Genomic DNA, 25,020 nt, shown 5'->3' with positions numbered 1-25,020 from the left:
TCTTTATATTATTTTATCTAGCACAACAGGTTAAATTATATGGAGGTTTTTTATCATGAGAGCACCGATCAAAGAGTATGAGGCAGTTGAGAAAGCAGCAATGAACTTTGTTAAGAGCGTAGCTGAGGGAAACAGCAAATACGCGAAAGAGCTTTTTACCGATGAGGCAGTCCTTTTTGGATATCTTGATGGTAAGCTGGAACATGGTTCCATCGAACAGTTCTACAAGAATGTTGATACCGTTCCGGGCGGCGATAATTTCAAGGCAAGAGTCGACGTTGTACTTGTGGAGGAATCTCTTGCAGTTGTTCGTGTCCTCGAAGAGGGATGGGGCAACAGAATTGACTTCACAGATGTTCTTCTCCTCTTAAAGATGGGTGGAGAGTGGAAGTGCGTTGCAAAGGCATATAACCAGAACTCCAATACGATCCAGAAATAAAAACAGTACTGGATGTGCCCCTGAAATGCGGGAATTTCACCAGTAGCGAAATGATAACCGAAAGGAAGAGTGATCTGTGACCCACTATATTGCAGCCCTGACGATAAAAGACAGGAAACGGGAAGAATATATCGGAGCGCTGAAACATGCGAAGCTGGTAGAACAGTTCCGGGAACAGCATGGAAATGTCCATTATTTTATCAGTGAATCGGTAGACGATCCGGATGTTGTGATCGTTTCCGATCTCTGGGAGACAAAGGCAGATTTTGATGCGCATTGCAGTTCTGAGATCGTGAAGAAGACATGGGCAGAATTGTATGATCAGTATGTAGTTTCGGAAAAGTCGAATCTTTACGAAAAATAATAAAAAGGAAAACGGATGGGTCAGAGATGATTCCGTCCGTTTTTTGCGCGGAAGGGAAATTCTCAACTGTAACTGGATCATGCGGGAGTTTTATTTTGGAAAATTTCTGGTCATAAAGAGCACGGGAGAGTGATCTCTTCTGGTAAAGCTCCATTATTTTTACACAAAATAGAAAATATGGTATATAATACACCCGGACAATATGAAAATATTCAAAATGATACAGAAGTGAAAAGATCGGAAAGGACAACAGAACGTGGAGCAGACAGGAAAAAAGTCAAAAGAAATGGATATGTTAAACGGCGGACTCGCGGGAAAACTGATCCTGTTTTCAATTCCGCTGGCATTCAGCAGTATTTTACAGCAGTTATTTAATTCCGCGGATGTGGCGGTCGTCGGGCGGTTCGCCGGGGACCAGGCGCTGGCGGCGGTCGGGAGCTGTGTGGCGCTCGTTGGAATTTTTGTAAACCTGATCGTGGGACTCGCGGTGGGACCGAACGCGGCGCTTGCGAACCTGATCGGACAGAAAAACCGCGGAAAGATCAACAGCATGGTCCACACGATCCTGACCTTCGGCGCGGTTCTCGGAATTGCGCTTCTCGTGATCGGAATGCTGGTGGCAAGACGGATCCTTGTGGCATCCGGAACGCCGGAGACAGTGCTGGATCAGGCACTCTTATATATCAGGATCTATTTTGTGGGAATCCCGTTTATGGTCGCGTACAACTTTGGTGCTGCCATTGTCAGAAGCTACGGTGATACGAGGAGACCAATGTGCTACCTTATCGTGTCCGGCGTGCTGAATGTAATTTTAAACCTGCTCCTTGTGATCGGATTCCATCTGGGAGTTGCGGGTGTTGCCATCGCCACGGTGATCTCCAACGTGGTCAGCACATTTCTCATTATCTCCCATCTGTACCGCAGGAATGATGAGTTCAGCTTCCGGTTTGACAGGATGCGGATCGATACAAATGAGCTGAAAAAGGTGCTGGCAATCGGTATCCCGGCAGGAATTCAGGGTGCGATCTTTTCTGTTTCCAACGTGTTTATTCAAAGCGGAATCAACATGTTCGGTGTGTCGGCCATCGCGGGTTCATCCCTGGCGCTGAATTTTGAGTATTTTACATATGATATTGCAGGTGCTTTTGCCCAGGCGGCGGTTACATTTACGAGTCAGAACTTCGGCGCAGGCAACATGAAGAGATGCAAAAAGATCTTCTGGCTTTGTCTGCTCTTTGGATTCGGATTTACGGAGATCCTCAGTGTGATTTTTATCGTGTGGGAAGATTTTTTCGTCAGCATCTATACGACGAGCGCTGCGGTGGCGGCATACGGGATCATACGAATGGATCGGGTGTGTGCATTGGAAGGTTTAACTGCGACATATGAGGTTGCCAGTTCCTGCCTGCGAGGAACCGGAAAGTCTCTGGAGCCATCTGTCATCACAATCCTCGGTACGGTCGTATTCCGTCTGATCTGGCTCACAACGATATTCCGCATGTTCACGACTTATGATATGTTGATGAATGTGTATGTGGCGTCCTGGCTGTTTACGGGATGTTCAATGTTCGTGGTCTACTTCTTCCATATGAGGAAGATGGATAAGCTGTTTGCGGCAAGATAGAGAGAAAAAACTGTTACTGTCTGCATCGTTCGTAAATAATAAAAAAGCGTTTTCCTGCGGTATATCAGTTGATGAGATGTCCGGACAGGAGAACGCTTTTTAAAGTTAAAGACCTGGAGATCAGATGATCTGGTTGATAAGTTATAAGTCAGTTGGAACGGTTTCCTGACTTATAAGTGAATGATCTTCGCCCCCAGAAGTTCTGCGTCGTCCTCCGCATGGGTAGCGATGATCAGGAGCTTTCCGGCACAGAGCTCTTTGACCAGATCGATCGTGAGCTGCCTTGTATCCGCGTCCAGTCCGGTAAATGGCTCATCCATGAGAATGATATCGGTCGGTGCGAGGATCGCGCGCAGGATCGCGACACGCCTCTTCATGCCGCCGGAAAATTCACAGACAGGCTTACTCAGGGCGTCTTCCGGGAGAAGACGGAGCAGGTATGCGGTCAGAGCTTCGCTGGAATATCGCTTTCCAAGAGCGAAGCGGAGGTTTTCAATGGCGGTATAGCCTTCCAGAAGACGGTTTTCCTGAAAAACTGCGGAGATCAGGGGACGCATTCCCCGGATCCTGCAAGGATCAGATTTTGATACCATGCCGGAAGATGCTTTTATATCGTTATTGCCGGTATCCCCTGCTGATGTACCGAACATGATCACACCGGAATCCGGCTTTTCAAGTCCGAGGATCAGACGGAACATTGTAGTCTTTCCGTTTCCGGATGGTGCCATCAGACAGTAAAAAGTTCCGGAGGAAAATTCCAGGGAGAGATTGGAGAGAACCGGCTGCCCGTCGTAGGATTTGGTGACAGAGCGGAGTGTGAGGGCAGTGTCATTTTTTTTATTTATCGGACTCATTCACATAGGCCCCCTTTCCGGCACATTTCTTCAGAATCCACAGAAAACCTTTCTCAAACAGACTGCTCACAAGAATGATGACGACCGTCCACGCGAAGAGCTCCGCGGTGCTCAGATAGATCTTCGCGAGATACAGCCCCTCGCCGATGGAACCGTCCGGCACACCGATGACTTCGGCGGCGATCCCGGACTTAAATCCCATGCCGAGAGCGGTGCGGCAGGCGCTTTTTAAGTACGGGTAGAGTGCTGTGCGGTAGATATAGAGCGCCCGACGGATAAACGGGATGTGGAAGACTTCCGCCATCTCTAAAAGCTCCCGATCCGCAGATATCAGCCCGGCTTTCGTGTTCACATGGATCATGGGATAGACCACGAGGAACGAGATAAAGACGGAGAGGTTTTTAGAGCCGGTCCAGATCAGCGCCAGGATCACGAAGGAAGCGACGGGAACCGTCTTCATGAGCTGCACCGGTGGCTCTAAGAATTCGTCCACGATGGGAAAACGGTACGCCAGAGATCCGGTGAAAAGTCCAAGAAAAAACGCCAGAAAGAATCCGATGCTGATCCGCCAGAAAGAAAACGCGATGGCGGACCAGAAATCCGGGAGTAGGATCTGCTCACAGAGCGCCCGCAGCGTATCGGCAGGCCCCACAAGGAAAATATGATTCCGGATCAGGGAGGCAGCGGTCTGCCAGAGAACGATCCAGAAAAGGATGATCGAGAGCCTGCGGAGAAATCCGGAAAAACGATGATCCATGGCGGCTGTCTCCTTCCATAAAGTGTAATAAAAATCAATGCTGTTTTCCAGCGGTTGAATTTCTTCATGTAATCGTAATAATAAAATTATAGTAACTATTCAGTGCCTTCATAGTTACGTGCAAAAATCCATTCCAGATCAGCCTCGCTGATGGGATTTTTGCCTTCCAGCCCATGTTTTCTTACGGTCAGCGCAGCAAGTACGCAGACCTACTGAACAGTTACAAATTATAACAGATATTTCTCATGGCTCAAGCTATTAATCTGACTTATGTAAACTAAATTCCGTGAGAATAAACGAAGATATAGAAATGAGGTATGACTGTTTTGCCAGCCATACCTCGTTTTTCACAGTCGGCATGAATGCTTGTAACTGTTGAGAACTTTCACAGTCACAATTACTTTACATAGTAGAAGCTATCATTCGGCAGCTCACCGCCGACGGAGGCCGGGTTCTGGTCGTACAGAGCCTGAAGGTAACCGGAAAGTGCTGTTTTCATCTCATCACCGGAGATAAAGGTGATGTTGCAGTACGGAAGCGCTTTTTTCGCGATCGGAGCCTTTGCGACGATCTCAGCCTTTGCGATGAGCTCGGCTGCGGCATCCGGATCCTCCGCGGTGAAGGCGATGGATGCCTCATGTTCCTGTAAGAATGTATCGACGAGATCCTCGTGCTCCTTTAAGAAATCATTGTTTACAATGGTAACACCTGTTACAAGACGGCTTCCGGAACCTTCGCCCTGGACATTATCCCACTCTTTTGTGAGGTCCATGATGATGGAGAGCTTTTCGTTCTGGGCGAGAGCGGCAGTTACGAACGGCTGCGGAAGAAGACCGATGGCGTTCGGATCCTCAGCGAGGACGGAAGCAACCTCAGATGCCTCGGACTTGAATTCAAGAGTTACATCATCCTCTCCGAGTCCTGCGGCGGAGAGCACATAGCGGAGTGCGTATTCCGGAGTAGTTCCCTTTCCCGGAAGATATACGGTCTTTCCCTTTAACTGATCAATCGTTGTCACGGAGCTGTCGGCAGATACGAAGTAGAGAACGCCGAGAGTATTGATATCGATCACGGAGATATTTTTGTTTGTCTTATTGTAGAGAACGCTTGCGACGTTCGCCGGAAGCAGGGCGATATCGACTTTTCCGCCTGCGACCATGGCGGTCATCTCGTCAGCTGCGGTGACCATAGTGAATTCGTAGCTGTTCTCGGACTCCCCGTTTGCGGCCTCATCCATGAGCTTTACAAGTCCCATGGTGGTCGGTCCCTTTAAACCGCCGACACGGACAACGGTCTCCTCGCCGGTGTTTTCAGCGGCGGACTCGGAAGCGGCTTCCGTTGTGGTTTCCTCAGCGGCAGTCGTTGTCTCCTCCGCGGAAGAAGCGGCAGCTGTTGTTTCGGTTTTGGATGATGAGCAGCCTGCAAGGAGAGATCCCGCGATCGCGGCAGCCATCATGACGGATAACATTTTTCTCATAACTTAGTTCCTCCTGAAAAAAATCTGACAGACACGGGTCTTGTCCCACTGTCTGCGTGAATGATAAATCCCCGGTATGCACACGAAAAGAGCATACCGGGGATCCTGAATATGACAGATATTCCCGTATCAGATTCTTTTCGTCTTTTCCCTCAGGACAGTTGACCTTTGGGGTTAGCACGACCGAACTAAATAGAATATATCATGGGGATTTGAGAATGTCAATCCAACATGAGACTGGGGAAAACATGTTTTAAAGGCGAAGGCTGCATATGCCAAACCGAAAATAATCGGAAACGGAGTGGCGGGAAAGAGGCGGAACCGGAACCTGACTTTGTGAAAAAAAGAGACAAAGAAAGCGGTGCTGGACAGCCGCATACTGCGAACAAATATCCGACACAGATAGACAGAAAAACATAGGAAAATACAAGGAATTTCGCTGCCTGTACTTTATTGTATACAATTTAAGAAAATAAGGTTTTTCCCCGGAATGCGTTGGATTATATACAATTTCCGACTTGCTTTGCAAAGGGGGATATGCGATAATATGATGCGAAAACATTAAAAATTAAGGTAAGATAGAGGATTCAAAATTTAGGAGGAAATGGTATGAAAACCAACGATGAGGCACTGCTTAAGATCAAGTATAACGTGCTGCGCACAGTTTCCAGGCTGGCTTTCGAGGGCAGACTCGAGGAAGAGAGAGACAATATCCCGTTCAAACTGATCCCGGGCCCGAAGGCACAGTTCCGTTGCTGCGTATATAAGGAGAGAGAGATCATCCGTCAGAGAGTCCGTCTCGCGGAAGGAAAATGTCCGAGTGACAAACAGAGCAACAATATCATTCAGGTTATCTCTTCTGCATGTGAGGAGTGTCCGATCACAAGATTCGTTGTAACCGATAACTGTCAGAAATGTATGGGTAAAGCCTGTCAGAACGCATGTAACTTTGGTGCGATCTCGATTGGCCGTGACCGTGCCCATATTGATCCGAGTGTCTGTAAAGAGTGCGGACGCTGTGCTCAGGCATGTCCGTACAATGCGATCGCTGAGCTGATCCGTCCGTGCCGCCGTGCATGTCCGGTAGATGCGATCACAATGGATCCGGAGACCGGAATCTGTCAGATCGATGAAAAGAAATGTATCCAGTGCGGTGCCTGCGTAAGAAGCTGCCCGTTCGGTGCAATTTCCTCCAAGGTATATGTTGTACAGGTGATCGAAGCGATCAGGACCGGCAAGAAGGTCGTTGCCATGGTTGCTCCGGCTGCTGAAGGTGAGTTCGGCCAGGATATCACAATGGAGAGCTGGCGTACTGCATTAAAGAAGGTTGGCTTTGCCGATATGGTAGAGGTTGCTGCCGGTGCTGATATGACAGCAGCTTACGAGGCAATGGAATGGGCAGAGGCATTTAAGGAAGGCAAGAAGATGACGACCTCCTGCTGTCCGGCATTTGTAAATATGATCAAGAAACACTACCCGACTCTGATCGATAATATGTCCACAACGGTATCCCCGATGTGCGCGGTATCCAGAATGTTAAAAGCGATCGATCCGGAGACGATCACAGTATTTATCGGACCGTGTATGGCGAAGAAATCCGAGGCTGCTGACAAGTCCATCGAGAACAATGCAGATTATGTTCTGACCTTCGGTGAGGCGATCGAAATGCTGCGCGGAAAAGAAGTTGAGCTTGAGCCGGCTGAGGAGACAAAGCAGGAAGGCAGTGTCTTCGGAAAACGCTTCGGCAATGGCGGCGGCGTGACAAACGCGGTGATCGAGTGCTTAAAGGAAAAGGGAGAGAGCACAGACGTTAAGGTTGCTCGCTGCAGCGGTGCGGCTGAGGTCAAGAAAGCCCTTCTTCTTCTCAAGGTAGGCAGACTTCCGGAAGACTTCATTGAGGGTATGATGTGCCAGGGCGGCTGCGTAGGCGGACCGAGCAATCTGAAACAGGAGATGGCATTCAAGAAAGACCGTGACGCTGTGATCGCGAAGGCAGACGGCCGCGGAGTATGGGAGAACTTAAAGAATTACGATATGGATTCTTTCTCCATGCATCGCAGCTACGAGAAGCCGGAGGCTTAATGTAGGCTTACATAACATATGAATATGGCAGGGTGTCCGGCTGAGGCTGGCGGACATCTGTGAACAAAAGAACAGCATGTATTTTCTGGAGAATTTCTGGAAGGTATATGCTGTTTTGATGCCATGGATCCGGGGGGGGGTGTCGGCTTAACAGCGGAAAAATGTGACCTGCAGCAAGTGCTCATGCCTGGGTGAACGGAAGATGGTACTATCTGAACGTGGACGGAGATATGGCGATCGGCTGGATCCTTGTGAACGGAGTCTGGTATTACCTGAATCCGATGGCAGGAGTCCTTGATCCGGGTGGAAATCCGATACCGGAGGGCGCAATGTACGTAAGTGCTGTGACGCCGGATGGCTATCATGTCGGAGTATCCGGGGCGCTGATCGGAAGATAACAGACAGCGGCAGGTATCGAAAATGATATCTGCCGCTGTTTTTATGTGCTTTATCCAGGTTCGATAAGAATCCCACCTTTTTCAGGTGGTAGTAACAGCAAATTCGTCTCAGTGGAAGTCAGTTTTCGACTGAGACGAATTTGTATTTAGAAGCTTATGGTATGTAGATTACAACCGACACTTATTGACACGCTTGGAAGAAAGCTCTTCCACCTTTTTTAACGTCTTCGCCAGATTCGGATCCACATATTCCTCTTTTTCGAGGTTTTTCTGAGCTGTGGAAAGCATCAGCTTGATACGGTTTAACTGGTTTACCTCACTGGCCCCCGGGTCATAGTCGACGGCAATGATGTTGGCCTTGGGGTTCGCGTAGCGAAGTTCCTTGATAACACCTTTTCCGACGATGTGGTTCGGCAGGCAGCCGAAAGGCTGAACGCAGACGATGTTGTTGACACCGCTCTTGATGAGCTCCAGCATCTCACCGGTCAGGAACCAGCCCTCACCGGTCTGGTTTCCGAGGGAGACAAAGCCGTTTGCCATCACTGCCAGCTCCTTGATCCTTGACGGCGGAGTGAAGTGGGTGCTCTTTTCAAGAGCAATTCTTGCGGCCTTTCTCATGTACTCCAGAAGGGAGATCGCCATGTTGCAGAGATGCGCCGTGGAGCGCTTCATTCCCAGGTTGTCTGCCTTGAAGTTGCTGTTGTAGAAGCAGTAAAGCAGGAAATCCATGAGATCCGGCATTACCGCCTCAGCGCCCTCGGACTCTAAGAGCTCCACGATATGGTTGTTGGCGGTCGGTGAGAATTTCACGAGGATCTCTCCGACGATTCCGACCTTCGGCTTGTGGACATTCGTGCGCTCTAAGTTATCGAAGTCATGGATGATGCCGCGGATATTCTTCACGAAGGTCATCATTCCGGCGCTCTTTGTGGAGAGTGCTTTGACACAGATCTTCTTCCATTTCTCGTGGAGCGCATTTGCAGAGCCAGGAACGGCCTCGTAAGGTCTTGTAGCGTAGAGAACACGCATAAATACATCACCGTATACAACAGCCTGAAGAGCCTTCACAAGCATAGCCGGCGTGTAGGTGAATCCCGGATTCGTCTCCATGCCGTTCGCGTTGATGGAGATGACCGGGATCTGCGCCATTCCGGCCTTTTCAAGGGCACGGCGGATAAATCCGATATAGTTTGACGCACGGCAGCCGCCTCCGGTCTGGCTCATAAGGACAGCCGTGTGGTCGAGATCATACTTTCCGGACAGCAGGGCATCCATGATCTGTCCGATAACGATCAGGGACGGATAGCAGGCGTCGTTGTTTACATATTTTAATCCCGTATCGACGGCTGTCTTGTCATCGTTCTGGAGAACGACGAGGTTGTAGCCGAAGCTGCGGATCGCCGGCTCGATGAGCTCGAAGTGGATCGGGGACATCTGCGGGCAGAGCAGCGTGTAGTTTTTCTTCATGTCCTTCGTGAACATCACACGGTTGTAGGCGCTGGACACGATGGTTCTCGTGTAGCGGCGCTCCTCGCGGACGCGGAGAGCGGAGATCAAAGAACGGATACGGATCCTTGCGGCTCCGAGGTTGTTGACCTCATCGATCTTTAAGACCGTATAGATCTTCCCGGATCGGGTGAGAATATCACTGACCTGATCGGTGGTCACGGCGTCGAGACCGCAGCCGAAGGAGTTTAACTGAACGAGATCCAGGTTATCCTGTGTCTTTACAAAGGCCGCCGCCGCATAGAGGCGGGAGTGGTACATCCACTGGTCGGTAACGACGAGCGGGCGCTCCACCTTTCCTAAATGGGATACGGAGTCCTCCGTGAGGACAGCGAAACCGTAGGAGGTGATCATATCGGCGATGCCGTGGTTGATCTCCGGATCGATGTGGTACGGACGTCCCGCAAGGACGATGCCGTGTTTTCCGGTGTCTTTTAAGTACTGTAAGACTTCCTCGCCTTTCTTCTCCACATCGGTTCTCGCCTGGGCGAGTTCATCCCAGGCCTTTTTAGCAGCCTTCTTCGTCTCGGATTCCGGAATATCAAATTCCTTCTTAAAGACTTCCTGAAGCTGCTTTGAAAGGACCGCCTCGCTTGTGAACGCCATGAACGGATTTAAGAACTTCACGTTCTTTTCCTTTAATTCCTCCATGTTGTTCTTGATGTTCTCCGAGTAGGAGGTGACCATCGGGCAGTTGTAGTGGTTTCCGGCTCCCGGAACCTCTTTCCGCTCGTAAGGAATACACGGATAGAAGATAAACGGCACATCGCGTTTGATGAGCCAGGAAATGTGTCCGTGGGCAAGCTTTGCCGGGTAACATTCAGACTCACTCGGGATCGTCTCGATGCCCAGCTCGTAGATCTGGTGGCTGGACTGTGGGGACAGCATCACGCGGAAGCCGAGCTCCTTAAAGAAGGTTGCCCAGTACGGGAAGTTCTCGTACATGTTGAGGACCCGCGGGATTCCCACAACGCCGTGGGTCGCCTTGTCGGCTGTCAACGGCTCATAGTCGAAGAGTCTGTGATACTTCCATGTAAAGAGGTTCGGGATGTCACGTTTTGCCTTTTCCACGCCGAGACCGCGCTCACAGCGGTTTCCGGAAATATACTGACGTCCACCCTCGAACCGGTTGATCGTCAGGACACAGTGGTTTACGCATCCGCGGCAGCGGCTCATGGTTGTCGTGTAGGTCAAATTGATCATATCGTCCAGAGAGAGCATCGTCGTCTCATGGGGACGGTGCATGTAACGCTCACGGGCGATCAGTGCCGCACCGAAGGCACCCATGATACCTGCGATATCCGGGCGGACGGCATTGCAGCCGGAGATCCGCTCGAAGCTTCGTAGGACTGCGTCATTGTAGAAGGTTCCGCCCTGTACAACGACGTTCTTTCCGAGGTCGCCGGCGGAAGTGATCTTGATGACCTTAAACAGGGCGTTCTTGATCACAGAGTAGGCGAGGCCGGCGGAGATATCCGCAACAGAAGCGCCTTCTTTCTGCGCCTGTTTTACGTTGGAGTTCATGAATACGGTACATCTCGTTCCGAGATCCACCGGGTTCTGGGCAAAAAGTGCCGCCTTCGCGAAATCCTGAACGCTGTAGTTTAAGGATTTTGCGAAGGTCTCGATGAAGGAACCGCAGCCGGAGGAACATGCCTCGTTGAGCTGGACACTGTCCACGGTGCCGTCCTTGATGCGGATACATTTCATATCCTGACCACCGATATCGAGGATGCAGTCTACGGACGGATCGAAGAATGCCGCCGCGTAGTAGTGGGAGATCGTCTCGACCTCGCCCTCATCCAGCATGAAGGCCGCCTTTAAGAGGGCCTCGCCGTAGCCGGTGGAGCAGGAGTAGGCGATCTTCGCGCTGTCCGGAAGCAGGGACTTAATCTCCTTTATGGAAGAGATCGCGGTCGCCAACGGGCTTCCGTTGTTGCTGCTGTAAAAGCTGTAGAGCAGGGAACCATCCTCGCCGACGAGTGCCACCTTCGTTGTGGTGGAACCAGCATCGATTCCTAAGAATACATTTCCCTCATAGGTGGCGAGGTCGCCGCGGCGGACCTTGTACTGGTCATGGCGGTCGGTGAATTCCTTATAATCTGCCTCATCCTTAAATAAAGGCTGCATTCTCTTTACTTCAAATTTCATCTTGATGCCGCCGGAGAGATCCGAGATCAGCTTATCAAGGGAGAAGATCTCCGCATCATCTTTTGCGTTCATGGCAGCGCCCGTGGCTGCAAAGAGGTGGGAGTGATCCGGAGCGATAATGGCGTCTCCGGTCAGATTTAAGGTGCGGATAAAGGCGTTCCGAAGTTCCGGTAAGAAGTGCAGCGGACCTCCGAGGAACGCTACGTTTCCGCGGATCGGCTTGCCGCAGGCGAGACCGCTGATGGTCTGGTTTACGACTGCCTGGAAGATCGAGGCGGCGAGGTCCTCACGGGTAGCCCCATCGTTGATCAGCGGCTGGATATCGGATTTCGCGAATACGCCGCAGCGGGCAGCGATCGGGTAGATCGCCTTATAATTCTTTGCATATTCATTCAGACCGGCGGCATCCGTCTGTAATAAGGAAGCCATCTGGTCGATAAAGGAACCGGTACCGCCGGCGCAGATCCCGTTCATACGCTGGTCGATTCCGCCTGTAAAGTAGATGATCTTCGCGTCCTCGCCGCCGAGCTCGATGGCGACATCCGTCCGCGGAGCATAGTCCTGAAGTGCGGTTGCAACCGCTACGACTTCCTGGACAAATGGAATATGTAAGTAACCCGACAGAGTGAGTCCGCCGGAACCTGTAATATTGGGCCGTAAAGAGAGTTCACCGAGTTCTCCCTTACACTTTTTCAGAAGCGAGGCCAGGGTTTCCTGGATATTGGCGTAATGCCGCTCATAATCCGCGAATAAAATTTTGTTGTTGTCGTCGATCACGGCAACTTTTACTGTAGTGGAACCGATATCGATTCCAAGACGATAACATTGATTCATACGAGCGGGGAGTTCTCCCCATACCTCCTTTTCAACAGAAAAAAACGAGCCGTCCGCGAAACGCAGGCAGCCAGCCGGAATGCGGGCATCAACATGCCGAACCGTTCAGCCATACAATTTTTTGCCGGAATCGGCACATAGCTGAACTGTTATGTCAAAATTCCGCACATAGTATAACACATTAAAAAAGGAAATACAATTGACGGAACTGGCATCTTGAGGTTAAAAACGGTTAAAATTCTGTAAAGAATGTGTAAAGATTTTAGAAGAAAGCGTTGCGGGGATGGATAGACATTCCAGTAACGATATCATAAAGCGTTTGACAAAAGAAACGGTTGGGAATTATAATACGGGGCGTAGGAGAAATAGATATTTCTATTAGGAAAGGAAAGCTTCAATGAATTTTATGAACAAGATGGAGCGGAAATTCGGACGGTACGCGATTCCGAATCTCATGTATTATATCGTGATCCTGTATGCGGTGGGCGTGCTGGTCCAGATGATGGCACCGGCATTCTACATCCAGTACCTGATGTTGGATGCGAGGGCGATCCTTCACGGACAGATCTGGCGAGTCGTTACATTTATGATCTGGCCGCCGTCTGGCAGTCTTTTCTTCAACCTGATAGCGATCTACCTTTACTACAATCTGGGAATGACTCTGGAGCGGGTTTGGGGAACCTTCCGGTTTAATGTGTACTTTTTTATGGGTGTGATCGGTCATGTCCTTGCGGCACTGCTGATCTACATCATCACAGGGCAGGTCTATATTCTCACCACAGATTATCTGAACTTTTCCCTGTTTTTTGCATTTGCGGCCACATTCCCGGAAATGCAGTTTTACCTGTTTTTTGTACTTCCGATCAAGGCGAAGTATCTGGCACTTTTTGATGGACTTTACTTCGTCTATGGATTCCTTTTCGGCGGCATGTCGCAGAGAATTGCGATCGTTATGTCTTTACTTAATTTTATCGTATACCTCTTCATGTCCAGGGGGAGCCGTCTGAATCCGAAGGAGATCCGGAGAAAACAGGTTTTTCACTCACAGATGCGCGAGGCACAGAAGACAGCAGCGAAGATCGGACGCCATCGCTGTGCTGTCTGCGGACGGACGGAGGAGGATGATCCGAATCTGGTATTCCGCTACTGTTCCAAGTGTGAAGGCGACTATGAATATTGTCAGGACCATCTGTATACCCATAAGCATGTGACAAAGGGCGGGATGGATCCAAGACAGGCTAACAGTAATCAGGAGGCATAATAATGAAGAAAACAAAGATTATCTGTACTATGGGACCGAACAGTGATGACAGAGAGGTCATGAAACAGTTGCTCTTAAACGGAATGGATGTTGCCCGTTTTAACTTCTCCCATGGAACGCACGATGAGCAGAGAGCCCGTTACAAACAGCTCCGCGAGGTTGCGGAAGAGGTTGGAAAACCGGTAGCAGCTCTTCTTGATACAAAGGGCCCGGAGATCCGTACCGGTGTGTTAAAGGACGGAAAGAAAGTAACCCTGACAGCAGGCGAGGAGATCATCCTTACAACAGAGGACATCATCGGTGACGCAAAGAGAGTCCACATCAACTATAACGGTTTAAATGAGGATGTAACAGAGGGCAACGTGATCCTGATCGATGACGGTCTGATCGAGCTCCATGTTGAACGTGTCGAGGGAACCGAGATCTACTGCAGGATCATGAATGGCGGCGAGCTCGGAGAGAGAAAGGGCGTCAACGTCCCGAATGTAAAGATCAAGCTTCCGGCATTAACAGATAAAGATAAGGAAGATATCCGTTTCGGTATCGAGCTTGGGTTCGACTATATCGCGGCTTCTTTTATCCGTTCCGCAGATGCGATCCGTGAGATCCGCCAGATGTTGGATGAGGGCGGTTCCTCAATGGGAATCATCGCGAAGATCGAGAACGCTGAGGGACTTGAGAACCTTGACGAGATCATCGAGGCCAGCGACGGAATCATGGTAGCCCGCGGAGATCTGGGCGTTGAGATCGCACCGGAGAAGCTTCCGCACCTTCAGAAAATGATGATCAAAAAGTGCAGCGCTGCATGTAAGGTCGTTATCACAGCGACCCAGATGCTGGATTCCATGATCCGCAACCCGAGACCGACCCGCGCGGAGGTTTCCGATGTTGCGAACGCTGTATATGACGGAACAGATGTCGTTATGTTATCCGGTGAGACTGCAAACGGCAAGTATCCGGTCGAGGCATTAAAGATGATGGCTCATATCGTTGAGGAGACCGAGTCCCACATGAACGGTGACTTCTATGAGAAGAGAACCGTATCCGACGATAACCGCCACAATATTTCCAATGCAGTGAGCTACGCATCCGTTGCGACGGCACAGTCTCTTGATGCGGCTGTCATCATCGCGCCGAGTATCAGCGGCTACACAGCGAGAATGCTTTCCAAGTGGCATCCGTCCACAAAACTTGTCGGAATGTCCCCGAGTATCTCCGCAGTCCGCAAGATGATGCTCTACTGGGGAGTTACTCCGTTCCAGGCAAAGAGAGCGGAATCCACTGACACTTTAATTGAGAACAGTATTGACATTTTAAAAGAGAATGGTATTGTAAAAACAGGCGATATCGCAGTTGTAACCGCAGGAGTCGTTGATTATGCGAAAAGACATGAGCCGGCTGCTTCTACCAATATCATGCGTGTAGTAAATATCGACTAAAAGAAAGAGTCCGGCCTGCCGGGCTTTGCACCGGGCGCGGCTGTCTGTAGTGCACTGTATCTTTGTGTAGTGTATACAGCACAGGATCGAGCGCCTTAGGGTGCGGAATATATTGACTGATAAGGAGAGAACGTACATGGAGAAGAAACCGTTTGTAACGAAGGAACAGCTGGAAGAGATCGCAAAGACCTATCCGACTCCTTTCTATCTTTATGATGAAAAGGGAATCCGTGAGAATGCGATGAAATTAAAGGAAGCGTTTTCCTGGAATAAAGGCTTCAGAGAGTATTTTGCAGTAAAGGCAACCCCGAACCCGTTCATCTTAAAAACATTGCAGGAGCTTGGATGCGGAACGGACTGTTCCTCAAAGACAGAGCTTCTGATGTCCGATGCATGCGGTTTTTCCGGCCATGACATCATGTTCTCTTCCAACGATACCCCGCCGGAAGAGTTCAAACTGGCTTACGACCTCGGTGCGATCATCAACCTGGATGATTTCACACATATCGAGTGTCTGGAGAAGACGATCGGAACGATCCCGGAGACGATCTGCTGCCGTTTCAATCCGGGCGGATTATTCAAGGTAACAACTGATATCATGGATAACCCGGGTGATGCGAAGTACGGCATGACAGAGGCCCAGATCACAGAGGCTTACAAGATCTTAAAGGCAAAGGGCGCGAAGAACTTCGGTATCCATGCGTTCCTTGCAAGCAACACTGTGACAAATGAGTATTATCCGCTTCTCGCGAAGGTTCTTTTTGAACTTGCCGTGAAGTTAAAGAAAGAGACTGGCGCCGACATCAAGTTCATCAACCTCTCTGGCGGAATCGGAATCCCGTACAGACCGGACCAGGAGCCGAACGATATCAAGGTTATCGGTGAGGGCGTAAGAAAAGTTTACGAGGAAGTTCTCGTTCCGGCAGGAATGGGCGATGTTGCGATCTTCACAGAGCTTGGCCGTTTCATGCTGGCTCCGTACGGTGCGCTTGTCACAAGAGCGATCCATGAGAAGCACACTTACAAAGAGTATATCGGTGTGGATGCCTGCGCGGTAAACCTGATGCGTCCGGCAATGTACGGCGCTTACCACCACATCACTGTGATGGGCAAGGAGAACGAGCCGTGTGATCACAAGTACGATGTGACAGGTTCCCTCTGCGAGAACAACGATAAATTTGCGATCGACCGCATGCTCCCGAAGATCGATATGGGTGACCTTTTATTCATCCACGATGCGGGTGCACATGGATTCGCGATGGGTTACAACTACAACGGAAAGTTAAAGAGCGCGGAGCTTCTTCTCAAGGAAGACGGCAGTGTCCAGATGATCCGCCGTGCAGAGACTCCGAAGGATTACTTTGCTACATTTGATTTCTGCGATATTCTTAAGAATGTCAGAAACGTGTAAGAAACAGACGGCTGATCTGGACCGGCGTGGCGGACAGCAGTTAAAAACAGAGAGACGGTACTTAGCCCTGGAACGAGTTGAGTGCCGTCTCTTTTTTATGTGCTAAAGATGCACACTCGTGCGAAGATGCAGATTGCCGCAAGTGACCGCGCGAGGCGCCGATGGTGGCCGGGAACAAGGTTTAAGCATGGGAAGTGGGAGATCTTTCTGGAAAAATGGCATGAAAAAACCCTGTACATATTGTACAGGGATTCATCATTTAGGATTTCAATTTCAAAAAGGTTTAGGATAAAGGATTTAAAATATCTCGTGCATTTCTTATGGTTAAAGTATAGCACATCACCCCGGAAAATGATTGTATATTCTTTGAATGAATTATTAAGATTTCTTTAAGATTCGGAAGCTGTTTTCGAAGAATGTGGAAAAGTGTCGGAAATACTGCAAATTGTGGGTGGGGATATGCACAGATGTATATTTTGGGCAGCAGCGCAAGACGAAGTGATTATGAATATCCTGTAAGTAAGAGGAATAGAATAGAGGAATCTTACATGTGAACCATATTAAAGATCAGATCCGCTGCGGCGCGGCTTACCGCCTGGGACTCACTGGAAAAGGCATCGGCGTGGCGGTTTTGGATACCGGGATCTTTCTTCACCGGGATTTTGACAGCCGGGTCACCGGGTTCGCAGACATGGTAAACGGGAAGACCTTCGCCTACGATGACTGCGGGCATGGGACCCATATCTGCGGGATCATCGGCGGCAGCGGGCGCATGTCCGGCGGGCGGTACAGCGGGATCGCGCCGGGCTGTGACCTCGTCATGGTGAAGGTCCTGGATCGGAAAGGAAATGGATATTCTTCGGATGTCCTGGCGGGAATCTCCTGGATTTTGGAGAGAAAGGAGAAGCTGGGGATCCGGATCTTAAATATATCGGTGGGTGCCTGCTCGAAGCGGGGGACGAGCGAAAATTCCGCTCTGGTGAAAGGCGTGAACCGGGCATGGGATGCCGGGCTTGTTGTTGTGGTGGCGGCGGGAAACAATGGTCCCAGGAACATGAGCATCACGACACCGGGGATCAGCAGAAAGGTGATCACGGTGGGGTGCTCAGATGACGACAGGGAGGTCCTGGTGGGCGGAAACCGGATGGTGGACTACTCCGGCCGCGGTCCTACAGCCGCCTGTATCTGTAAGCCCGACCTCGTGGCCCCAGGCTGCAGCGTCGTCAGCTGCTCTGGCCGGGCGGATAAATACACCATCAAAAGCGGCACCTCCATGAGCACTCCCATCGTCTCCGGTGCCACAGCGCTCCTTCTGGAACGGTACCCGGATATGACGAATAAGGATGTGAAGCTGAAGCTTCGGGAAAGCTGCAGGGATATCGGGCTTCCGAGAAATCAGCAGGGGTGGGGGCTGCTGGATGTGGAGAAACTGGTGAGTAAGTAGAAATCATGTAACTGTTCAGTAGGTCTGCGCACTTGCTGCGCTGACCGTAAGAAAACATAGGCTGGAGGGCAAAAATCCCATCAGCGAAGCTGATCTGGAATGGATTTTTGCGTGTAACTATGAAGGGACTGAATAGTTACGAAATTATAATAAACTGGAGTATATTAAAATCCCTTATAAAGTATGCTATATTAAAAACAAAGAGTGCCACCGATAGAAGGCTGGTCCATAGGTATCAAAAAAATAACCGTTCGATTTCTTAGGTCGGGGCGGTTATTTTTTTGCATTTACAGTATCTTTTCCACAAAATTCTAACATATCTAAGATATTCCATCAATCGACTCCAGTATAAAACAGAACAAATTCTAAAAGAAATTTAAGGCCGTTCTGGGCTTTGATATTTTACACAGATTTTACATACTGCCTACAAAGCATTTTACATTCCCCTGATATTCTGATACATGGTAAGAAAGAGATAAACAAAATGTTAATGAATTTGAAGAGGGGAAATTTATGGATTTTTTTGGTGTATTGACGATGCTTGGCGGGCTCGCGCTGTTCCTTTACGGAATGGAGACTATGGGAAAAGGTCTCGAAAAGCTTTCCGGTGGAAGACTGGAAAGAATTCTTGAAAAACTGACATCAAATCCGATCAAGGCGGTCCTTTTAGGAGCGGGAGTTACGGCGATCATCCAGTCGTCATCCGCAACCACCGTCATGGTCGTAGGTTTCGTAAACTCCGGTATCATGAAGCTGACCCAGGCGGTCGGCATTATCATGGGCGCGAATATCGGAACGACGGTGACGTCCTGGCTCTTAAGCCTTACCGGAATTGAGAGTGGAAATTTCTTTGTACAGCTGTTAAAGCCGACATCATTTTCACCGGTTCTGGCACTCATCGGCGTCTGTTTTATCATGTTCTCCAAGAAGGAGAAGAAAAAAGATGCCGGAACCATCATGATCGGTTTCGCGATTTTAATGACCGGAATGGAGACAATGAGCGGTGCCGTCAAACCGCTGGCAAATGTCCCGGAATTTACCGGAATCCTGACAATGTTCTCAAACCCGGTCCTCGGAATGATCGCAGGCGCTGTCCTCACAGCGATCATCCAGAGCTCCTCCGCGTCCGTCGGTATTCTTCAGGCGTTATGCGCCACAGGGGCGGTAAATTTCAGTACTGCGCTCCCGATCATTATGGGACAGAATATCGGAACCTGTGTGACAGCGATGCTCTCCGGTATCGGTGCCTCAAAGAACGCAAAGCGCGCGGCACTGGTCCATCTTTACTTTAATATTATCGGTACCGTTATTTTTATGATCGTCTTTTATACGATCAACGCGGTCGTTCATTTTTCCTTCCTGGACACAGCGGCAAGCGCTATGGGAATTGCCGTGATCCACAGCAGCTTTAATATTGCGGCAACGATCATGCTTCTTCCGTTCGGCAACGGCCTTGTAAAGCTTGCATGCCTCACGATCCCGGAAGAGAAGAAGGAAGCTCCGGTCCAGAACCAGGAAAAAGACGCGTTCCGCCTTCTCGACCAGCGTTTCCTCGACACGCCGGCTTTTGCGGTTGAGCAGTGCCGTCAGACGACGATCCAGATGGCGAAGCTTGCACGGGAATGCTTCTTCACGGCGGTGGATCTGCTTCACGGCTATGATGACGAAAAGGCAGCCCGTGTGGAGACCCTGGAAAACCTTGTGGACCGGTATGAGGATGAGCTTGGAACTTACATGGTAAAGCTTGGCGGAAAGAATCTTTCCAAATCAGACAGCCATACCGTATCCCTGCTTTTACACTGTATCGGAGATTTTGAGCGTATTTCCGATCACGGCATGAACCTGAAAGATTCCGCAAAAGAGATGAAGGAAAAAGAAATGCAGTTCTCCAGCAAGGCAGAGAAGGAACTTGGCATATTCTTCGACGCAGTAAAGGAGATCCTGAACCTGTCCATCGATGCCTTTGAGACGAACAATACGGATGAGGCAGCCAGAGTGGAGCCCCTTGAGGAGGTTATCGACGATATTAATACCGTCGTAAAGGCAAACCATATCCGAAGACTCCAGAAGGGAAAATGTACGATCGAGCAGGGATTTGTGCTTTCTGATATTTCCATGAATCTGGAGCGTGTTTCCGACCATTGCTCCAACATCGCAGTCAGCGTCATTGAGATCGACCGTGACGGTTTTGATACCCACGGTTACCTTGACAACCTGAAGCGTGACGGAGATCCGCATTTCGCGGCGATGGTAGAGCAGTACCGCGGCAAATATATGCTTCCGGTATAGGCAGATATGTAGTAGAATGGTAACTGTTCAGTAGGTCTGCGCATTTACTGCGCTGACCGTAAGAAAACATAGGCTGGAAGGCAAAAATCCCATCAGCGAAGCTGATCTGGAATGGATTTTTGCACGTAACTATGAAGGTACTGAATAGTTACGTAGAATGGTAACTGTTCAGTAGGTCTGCGCATTTACTGCGCTGACCGTAAGAAAACTTAGACTAGAAGGCAAAAATCCTATCGGCACAGCCGATTTGGAATGGATTTTTGCGCGTAACTGTGTATTGAACAGTTACGTAGAATGTTTTTAAGGTACTGAACGGTTATGCAGAAAGTGAGACAGGAGGAAAGGACCATGGCTCTGATTTATGCGGTAGAAGATGATAAAAATATTCTGGAAATTGAGATGTTCGCGCTAAAGAACAGCGGATATCAGGTGGAAGGATTTGAATGTGCCCGCGATTTTTATAAAAAGCTGGAAGAGAAGCAGCCGGACCTTGCCCTTTTGGACATTATGCTGCCGGATGAGGACGGACTGGAGATCGTTGCAAAGCTCCGCCGTCGTCCGGAGACGAAAAAGCTTCCAATCATCATGGTGACGGCAAAGAGTACCGAGATCGACAAGGTAAAGGGACTTGATGTCGGAGCTGATGACTACCTGACAAAGCCTTTTGGTGTCATGGAGCTGATCGCCAGAGTAAAGGCGGTGCTCAGAAGGACGATGGAGGAAGATAAATTCCTGACCTTGGGGGATATCTTCCTGGATGATGAGAAACATATGGTATACGTGAAGGATGTTCCGTGCAGCCTGACATTTAAGGAATATGAGCTCTTAAAGCTCCTACTCCACAATGCGGGGATCGTAGTGACGCGAGAGATCATTTTAGAGCGCGTATGGGGAATCGACTTTGAAGGTGAGTCGAGAACGCTGGACATGCATATCCGGACGCTCAGACAGAAACTCGGTGAAGCGGGTTCCATGATCCGCACTGTGAGAAATGTGGGGTATATGATCGAATGAAACGGAAAATCCATATGGAACTTCTGGCCACGGCAGTGTTCGCAATTTTACTGACACTGCTGTGTGCCTTATTTGTTTTTTACGGGGTCTACCGGAAACAGGTCATCGGGGATCTGAAGGCTGATGCCCTCGTCATGAAAAACCTGCATATCTTCGACGATATTTCCGATCTGCACCCGGATGCCTACGACCTGAACCCGGATACGCTGCGCATCACGGTGGTGAATGCTAACGGGAGCGTTATTTTTGACAGCAACGCGGATTTTTCTGTGATGGATAACCATGAAGGCCGCCCGGAGATCCTCATGGCGGCGAAGTCCGGAGAAGGAAGCGGAACCCGCCGGTCCACAACGCTGGATAAAAATCTGTTCTACTATGCGATCCGGCTGGGTAACGGGCGGATCTTAAGGATCGCGAGGGAGGGCGACAATATTTTTGCCCTGACCCAGAACATGATGATGACGGTAGTCGGAGTATTTGTCCTTCTCTTTTTCTTCTGTATCATGATGGCTAATTACTTTACGAAGAACCTTGTGGCGCCGATCGAGCAGATGGCGGAGAATCTTTCGGAGCCGGGGACGCAGGCGGCCTATAAGGAGCTGGTACCGTTTATGAATAAGATCCGGCAGCAGCATGAGGATATCTTAAAGAGCTCCCAGGTCCGGCAGGAATTTACGGCGAACGTGTCCCATGAGCTCAAGACCCCGCTCACGGCGATCTCCGGCTATGCGGAACTGATCGAACACGGCATGTCCGGGGAGAATACGGAACGGTTTGCGTCGGAGATCCATAAAAACGCGGCGAGACTTCTGACCCTGATCAATGATATCATCCAGCTTTCCCAGCTTGACGGCGGAAAGAAAGATGTGGAGTATAGAGATCTGGATCTGTTTCCGCTGGCGAGAGAATGTGTGGACATGCTCCAGATGAATGCCCAGAAACAGAACGTGACGATCCGGGTCCAGGGCGGAGAAGCACCGGTTTTCGCGGATAAGCAGCTGATGGAGGAATTGATCTATAATCTTTGCGACAACGCGATCCGGTACAATAAAAAGGACGGAACTGTGACGGTGACGACCGGCATTGAGAACGGGCATACGTTCCTTTCTGTGAAAGACACCGGAATCGGTATCTCTGCGGAACATCAGGAGCGTGTATTTGAGCGATTCTACCGTGTGGATAAGAGCCGCTCGAAGGCGACGGGAGGAACCGGTCTGGGACTTGCGATCGTAAAGCACATCGTTGCCCAGCACGGGGCAAAATTGACCCTTGAGAGTGAGCAGGGCAAGGGAACGGAGATCCGCGTAGAGTTCTCGGAGGCGTTAAAGCAGCATGAGATTGAAACTGCAAAACAGCGTCAGGAGGTTCATGCGGAGCGGTCAGAAAATGGTTCGTCAGATTGAAGCAAAAGACAGATGATCTGCAGGTCATATGTGACAATATTTACAAAAATTACAAAATTTGCTGCTTTACTTCAAAAACACGTTGATACAGAAGGAAAACTGTGATAGTATGTAACACATAAGTGCAGTCCAGGCGGACAAACGTCCGTCTGGACACTCTGGAGAGTCTCCGTATGGAGCGCCGAAGGTGTAAGACCGGTTCATGTCCATGGTACCGGTCGATCTCTCAGGCAAAAGGACAGGGCATACAAATAACCACAATGGGACAAAACCCGTTGTATGCAAATGTTCTACTCTTTGGAGAGCTGATCAATATCAGCTCTTATTTTATTGCATGGAAATTCAGAGGGGATATTCCATGATGCCGGACAGCCGGAAATTTAAAGAAAAGGCTGGCGGCTATGATGATGAAAGAGGAGGATAATTAAAATGGACACACTGATGCAGCTTGTAACAAAGGGAAATGATTTTCTGTGGAGCTTTCTCCTGCTCGTTCTCTTATGCGGAACCGGACTTTACTATACGATCCGCCTGAGATTTATCCAGGTCAGAAAGTTCGGGGAGGGCGTCCGTCAGGTATTCGGGCATTTCAGCATGAACGGTGAAAAGCACGAAAAAGGCGAGATGACTCCGTTCCAGTCCATCGCGACAGCCATCGCAGCCCAGGTAGGTACAGGAAACCTTGCCGGAGCGGCGACAGCCCTCATCGGCGGAGGCCCGGGCGCGATCTTCTGGATGTGGATCAGTGCATTCCTCGGAATGGCGACGATCTACGGAGAGGCAGTTCTGGCACAGACATATAAGACAGAGGTAAACGGTGAGGTGACAGGAGGTCCTGTCTACTACATCAAGGCGGCGTTCAAGGGAACATTCGGAAAGGCGCTTTCCACTCTGTTCGCGGTATTTATTATTCTTGCGCTGGGCTTTATGGGAAATATGGTTCAGTCCAATTCTATCGGAGCAGCGTTTGTGGAAGCATTTCAGGTATTCCATGTGGAACTTTCACCGGTGATCGTCGGCATTGTCGTCGCAGTGATCGCAGCGGTGATCTTCCTTGGAGGAACAAAGAGTCTGGCAACGGTAGTTGAGAAAATCGTTCCGATCATGGCCGGCGTCTATATCGTCGGCAGTCTGGTCCTGATCTGCATGAACATCACGGCTCTTCCGGCAGCGTTCCTTTCCATTATCGAGGGCGCGTTTGCGCCGGAAGCAGTTCTCGGCGCAGGCGCTGGAATCACGGTGCGTGAGGCGATCCGCTATGGTGTTGCCCGCGGCCTCTTCTCAAACGAGGCAGGTATGGGATCCACCCCGCATGCCCACGCGAGAGCGAAGGCGGAATCTCCACATCATCAGGGGCTCTGTGCAATGGTCAGCGTGTTCATCGACACATTTATCGTCCTGAACCTGACGGTATTCTCTGTCCTCACAACAGGCGTTATGAGCACAGGAAAGGACGGCACCGCGCTCACTCAGGCGGCATTCATGAAGGGATTCGGCAGCGCGGGGATCATCTTCGTTGCAGTCTGCCTGTTCTTCTTCGCGTTCTCCACGATCTTAAGCTGGCATTTCTTCGGACTTGTGAATGTGAAGTATTTATTCGGCGAGAAGGCATCAAAGCTCTACTCCCTGAGCGTTGTTGTCTGCATCGTGATCGGTTCCTGCCTGAAGCTGGAGCTTGTATGGTCCTTAGCGGACTTCTTCAACGGGCTTATGGTCATTCCGAATGTTCTGGCGCTTCTGGCGCTCAGCGGACTGGTAGCGCGGGCTTCGAAGGAGAGATAGGAAGTCCTGGCGTGAGCTGGATGGGAATACATATATAATAAATAGGATAGAATGGCGGCAGAACATGTATTGTGGGCATGGGCTGCCGCCTTTTGTTGTTTACGCGGAGCATGGGGAAGGAAGCTGTGAGGCGGATATTGGAGATCAGACAAATTTTTCATGGCTGACCAGGTAAAAAATGAGGGTCTGAATTTGTGGAGAATGCCGATTGACAGGGCGAAGGAATTTCGATATAGTACGGGTATCTGAAATCGTTCTGGGAGGTCTGTCCCGGATAGCAGATAGTTCATGATGCGGGAAAGCATCGTCCTGGCGGCGGATCGCTGCAGGCCTCAGTGAGAAGATAAGATGGAAAGAAGTAAAGGACAGGCAGAAGGGTATTTTATGACAGCGGAGAGCAGAAAGTCTGGTATTGAAACGTGGGGATCTGCCGGAGAGGGGATGAAGTATGATGGTGTTACTGTGCGCGGGTAGGGATTTTCTGAACTGAA

18 protein-coding genes and 1 riboswitch are annotated in these 25,020 nt (G+C 49.9%); of the genes, 14 read left to right on the top strand and 4 right to left on the bottom strand.

Annotated features, from left to right (window positions below):
* Nucleotides 1-55 precede the first annotated feature (55 nt).
* The 3 genes from DW677_RS10610 (at nucleotide 56) to DW677_RS10600 (ending at nucleotide 2,427) form a co-directional block, all read left to right on the top strand.
* Nucleotides 56-439, top strand: coding sequence for a nuclear transport factor 2 family protein (locus DW677_RS10610; protein WP_117567186.1), 384 nt, complete (start codon nucleotides 56-58; stop codon nucleotides 437-439).
* 76 nt (nucleotides 440-515) lie between these two features.
* The gene (locus DW677_RS10605) at nucleotides 516-803 is read left to right on the top strand and encodes an antibiotic biosynthesis monooxygenase family protein (protein WP_117567185.1); all 288 of its coding nucleotides are present in this window, start codon (nucleotides 516-518) and stop codon (nucleotides 801-803) included.
* A 256-nt stretch (nucleotides 804-1,059) separates the two neighbouring features.
* On the top strand, nucleotides 1,060-2,427 hold the full coding sequence (locus DW677_RS10600) for an MATE family efflux transporter (RefSeq protein WP_242992150.1): 1,368 nt from the start codon (nucleotides 1,060-1,062) through the stop codon (nucleotides 2,425-2,427).
* 170 nt (nucleotides 2,428-2,597) lie between these two features.
* Here the strand turns inward: DW677_RS10600 and DW677_RS10595 are convergent, their stop codons facing one another.
* From DW677_RS10595 to DW677_RS10585, 3 genes are all read right to left on the bottom strand, one after another.
* Nucleotides 2,598-3,281: an ATP-binding cassette domain-containing protein gene (locus tag DW677_RS10595; RefSeq protein WP_117567183.1), complete on the bottom strand. Its 684-nt coding sequence runs from the start codon at nucleotides 3,279-3,281 to the stop codon at nucleotides 2,598-2,600.
* Complete coding sequence (locus DW677_RS10590) at nucleotides 3,265-4,038, bottom strand: ABC transporter permease subunit (RefSeq protein WP_117483452.1); 774 nt, start codon at nucleotides 4,036-4,038, stop codon at nucleotides 3,265-3,267. Before DW677_RS10590 ends, DW677_RS10595 begins: the two co-directional genes overlap by 17 nt.
* A gap of 397 nt (nucleotides 4,039-4,435) precedes the next feature.
* On the bottom strand, nucleotides 4,436-5,515 hold the full coding sequence (locus tag DW677_RS10585; RefSeq protein WP_117483451.1) for an ABC transporter substrate-binding protein: 1,080 nt from the start codon (nucleotides 5,513-5,515) through the stop codon (nucleotides 4,436-4,438).
* Between the two features lie 609 nt (nucleotides 5,516-6,124).
* Here DW677_RS10585 and DW677_RS10575 point away from each other — a divergent pair.
* Together DW677_RS10575 and DW677_RS19080 are read left to right on the top strand one after the other, a co-directional pair.
* The gene (locus tag DW677_RS10575; RefSeq protein ID WP_117567181.1) at nucleotides 6,125-7,597 is read left to right on the top strand and encodes a 4Fe-4S dicluster domain-containing protein; all 1,473 of its coding nucleotides are present in this window, start codon (nucleotides 6,125-6,127) and stop codon (nucleotides 7,595-7,597) included.
* 191 nt (nucleotides 7,598-7,788) lie between these two features.
* The gene (locus DW677_RS19080; RefSeq protein WP_117567180.1) at nucleotides 7,789-7,995 is read left to right on the top strand and encodes a hypothetical protein; all 207 of its coding nucleotides are present in this window, start codon (nucleotides 7,789-7,791) and stop codon (nucleotides 7,993-7,995) included.
* 168 nt (nucleotides 7,996-8,163) lie between these two features.
* Here DW677_RS19080 and DW677_RS10565 read toward each other — a convergent pair whose 3' ends face one another.
* Nucleotides 8,164-12,486: a 2-hydroxyacyl-CoA dehydratase gene (locus tag DW677_RS10565; protein WP_117567178.1), complete on the bottom strand. Its 4,323-nt coding sequence runs from the start codon at nucleotides 12,484-12,486 to the stop codon at nucleotides 8,164-8,166.
* Nucleotides 12,487-12,883: 397 nt separating this feature from the next.
* On the opposite strand from DW677_RS10565, the gene DW677_RS10560 reads away from it, so the two are divergent.
* The 9 genes from DW677_RS10560 (at nucleotide 12,884) to DW677_RS19075 (ending at nucleotide 25,003) form a co-directional block, all read left to right on the top strand.
* Nucleotides 12,884-13,747 carry a hypothetical protein gene (locus tag DW677_RS10560; RefSeq protein ID WP_117567177.1) on the top strand — a complete coding sequence of 288 codons (864 nt, stop codon included), beginning with the start codon at nucleotides 12,884-12,886 and terminating at the stop codon, nucleotides 13,745-13,747.
* A gap of 2 nt (nucleotides 13,748-13,749) precedes the next feature.
* Nucleotides 13,750-15,186, top strand: a complete 1,437-nt coding sequence (gene pyk, locus DW677_RS10555; RefSeq protein ID WP_117567175.1) for a pyruvate kinase — start codon at nucleotides 13,750-13,752, stop codon at nucleotides 15,184-15,186.
* Between the two features lie 136 nt (nucleotides 15,187-15,322).
* Nucleotides 15,323-16,597, top strand: coding sequence for a diaminopimelate decarboxylase (locus DW677_RS10550; RefSeq protein ID WP_117567173.1), 1,275 nt, complete (start codon nucleotides 15,323-15,325; stop codon nucleotides 16,595-16,597).
* 550 nt (nucleotides 16,598-17,147) lie between these two features.
* On the top strand, nucleotides 17,148-18,041 hold the full coding sequence (locus DW677_RS10545; RefSeq protein WP_242992149.1) for a S8 family peptidase: 894 nt from the start codon (nucleotides 17,148-17,150) through the stop codon (nucleotides 18,039-18,041).
* Between the two features lie 513 nt (nucleotides 18,042-18,554).
* The gene (locus tag DW677_RS10540; RefSeq protein WP_117567171.1) at nucleotides 18,555-20,330 is read left to right on the top strand and encodes a Na/Pi cotransporter family protein; all 1,776 of its coding nucleotides are present in this window, start codon (nucleotides 18,555-18,557) and stop codon (nucleotides 20,328-20,330) included.
* A 348-nt stretch (nucleotides 20,331-20,678) separates the two neighbouring features.
* Entirely contained in the window at nucleotides 20,679-21,344 is a 666-nt protein-coding gene (locus DW677_RS10535) for a response regulator transcription factor (protein WP_015552367.1), read from the top strand.
* Complete coding sequence (locus DW677_RS10530; RefSeq protein ID WP_117483443.1) at nucleotides 21,341-22,747, top strand: ATP-binding protein; 1,407 nt, start codon at nucleotides 21,341-21,343, stop codon at nucleotides 22,745-22,747. The genes DW677_RS10535 and DW677_RS10530 overlap by 4 nt, the downstream gene beginning before the upstream one ends.
* 148 nt (nucleotides 22,748-22,895) lie before the next feature.
* Nucleotides 22,896-22,999: riboswitch (glycine riboswitch) on the top strand.
* A 177-nt stretch (nucleotides 23,000-23,176) separates the two neighbouring features.
* Nucleotides 23,177-24,529 (top strand): sodium:alanine symporter family protein, encoded by a 1,353-nt coding sequence (locus DW677_RS10525; protein WP_117567169.1) that lies wholly within the window; start codon nucleotides 23,177-23,179, stop codon nucleotides 24,527-24,529.
* A 348-nt stretch (nucleotides 24,530-24,877) separates the two neighbouring features.
* Nucleotides 24,878-25,003 carry a hypothetical protein gene (locus DW677_RS19075; RefSeq protein ID WP_278286567.1) on the top strand — a complete coding sequence of 42 codons (126 nt, stop codon included), beginning with the start codon at nucleotides 24,878-24,880 and terminating at the stop codon, nucleotides 25,001-25,003.
* The last annotated feature ends 17 nt before the right edge of the window (nucleotides 25,004-25,020 follow it).

It is taken from the genome of Clostridium sp. AM25-23AC (genome assembly GCF_003435125.1).
In the GTDB taxonomy this organism is placed as follows: Bacteria; Bacillota; Clostridia; order Lachnospirales; family Lachnospiraceae; genus Pilosibacter; species Pilosibacter fragilis.
Note: the sequence above shows the minus strand (reverse complement) of the source record. Positions and strands in the feature narration are given on the sequence as shown.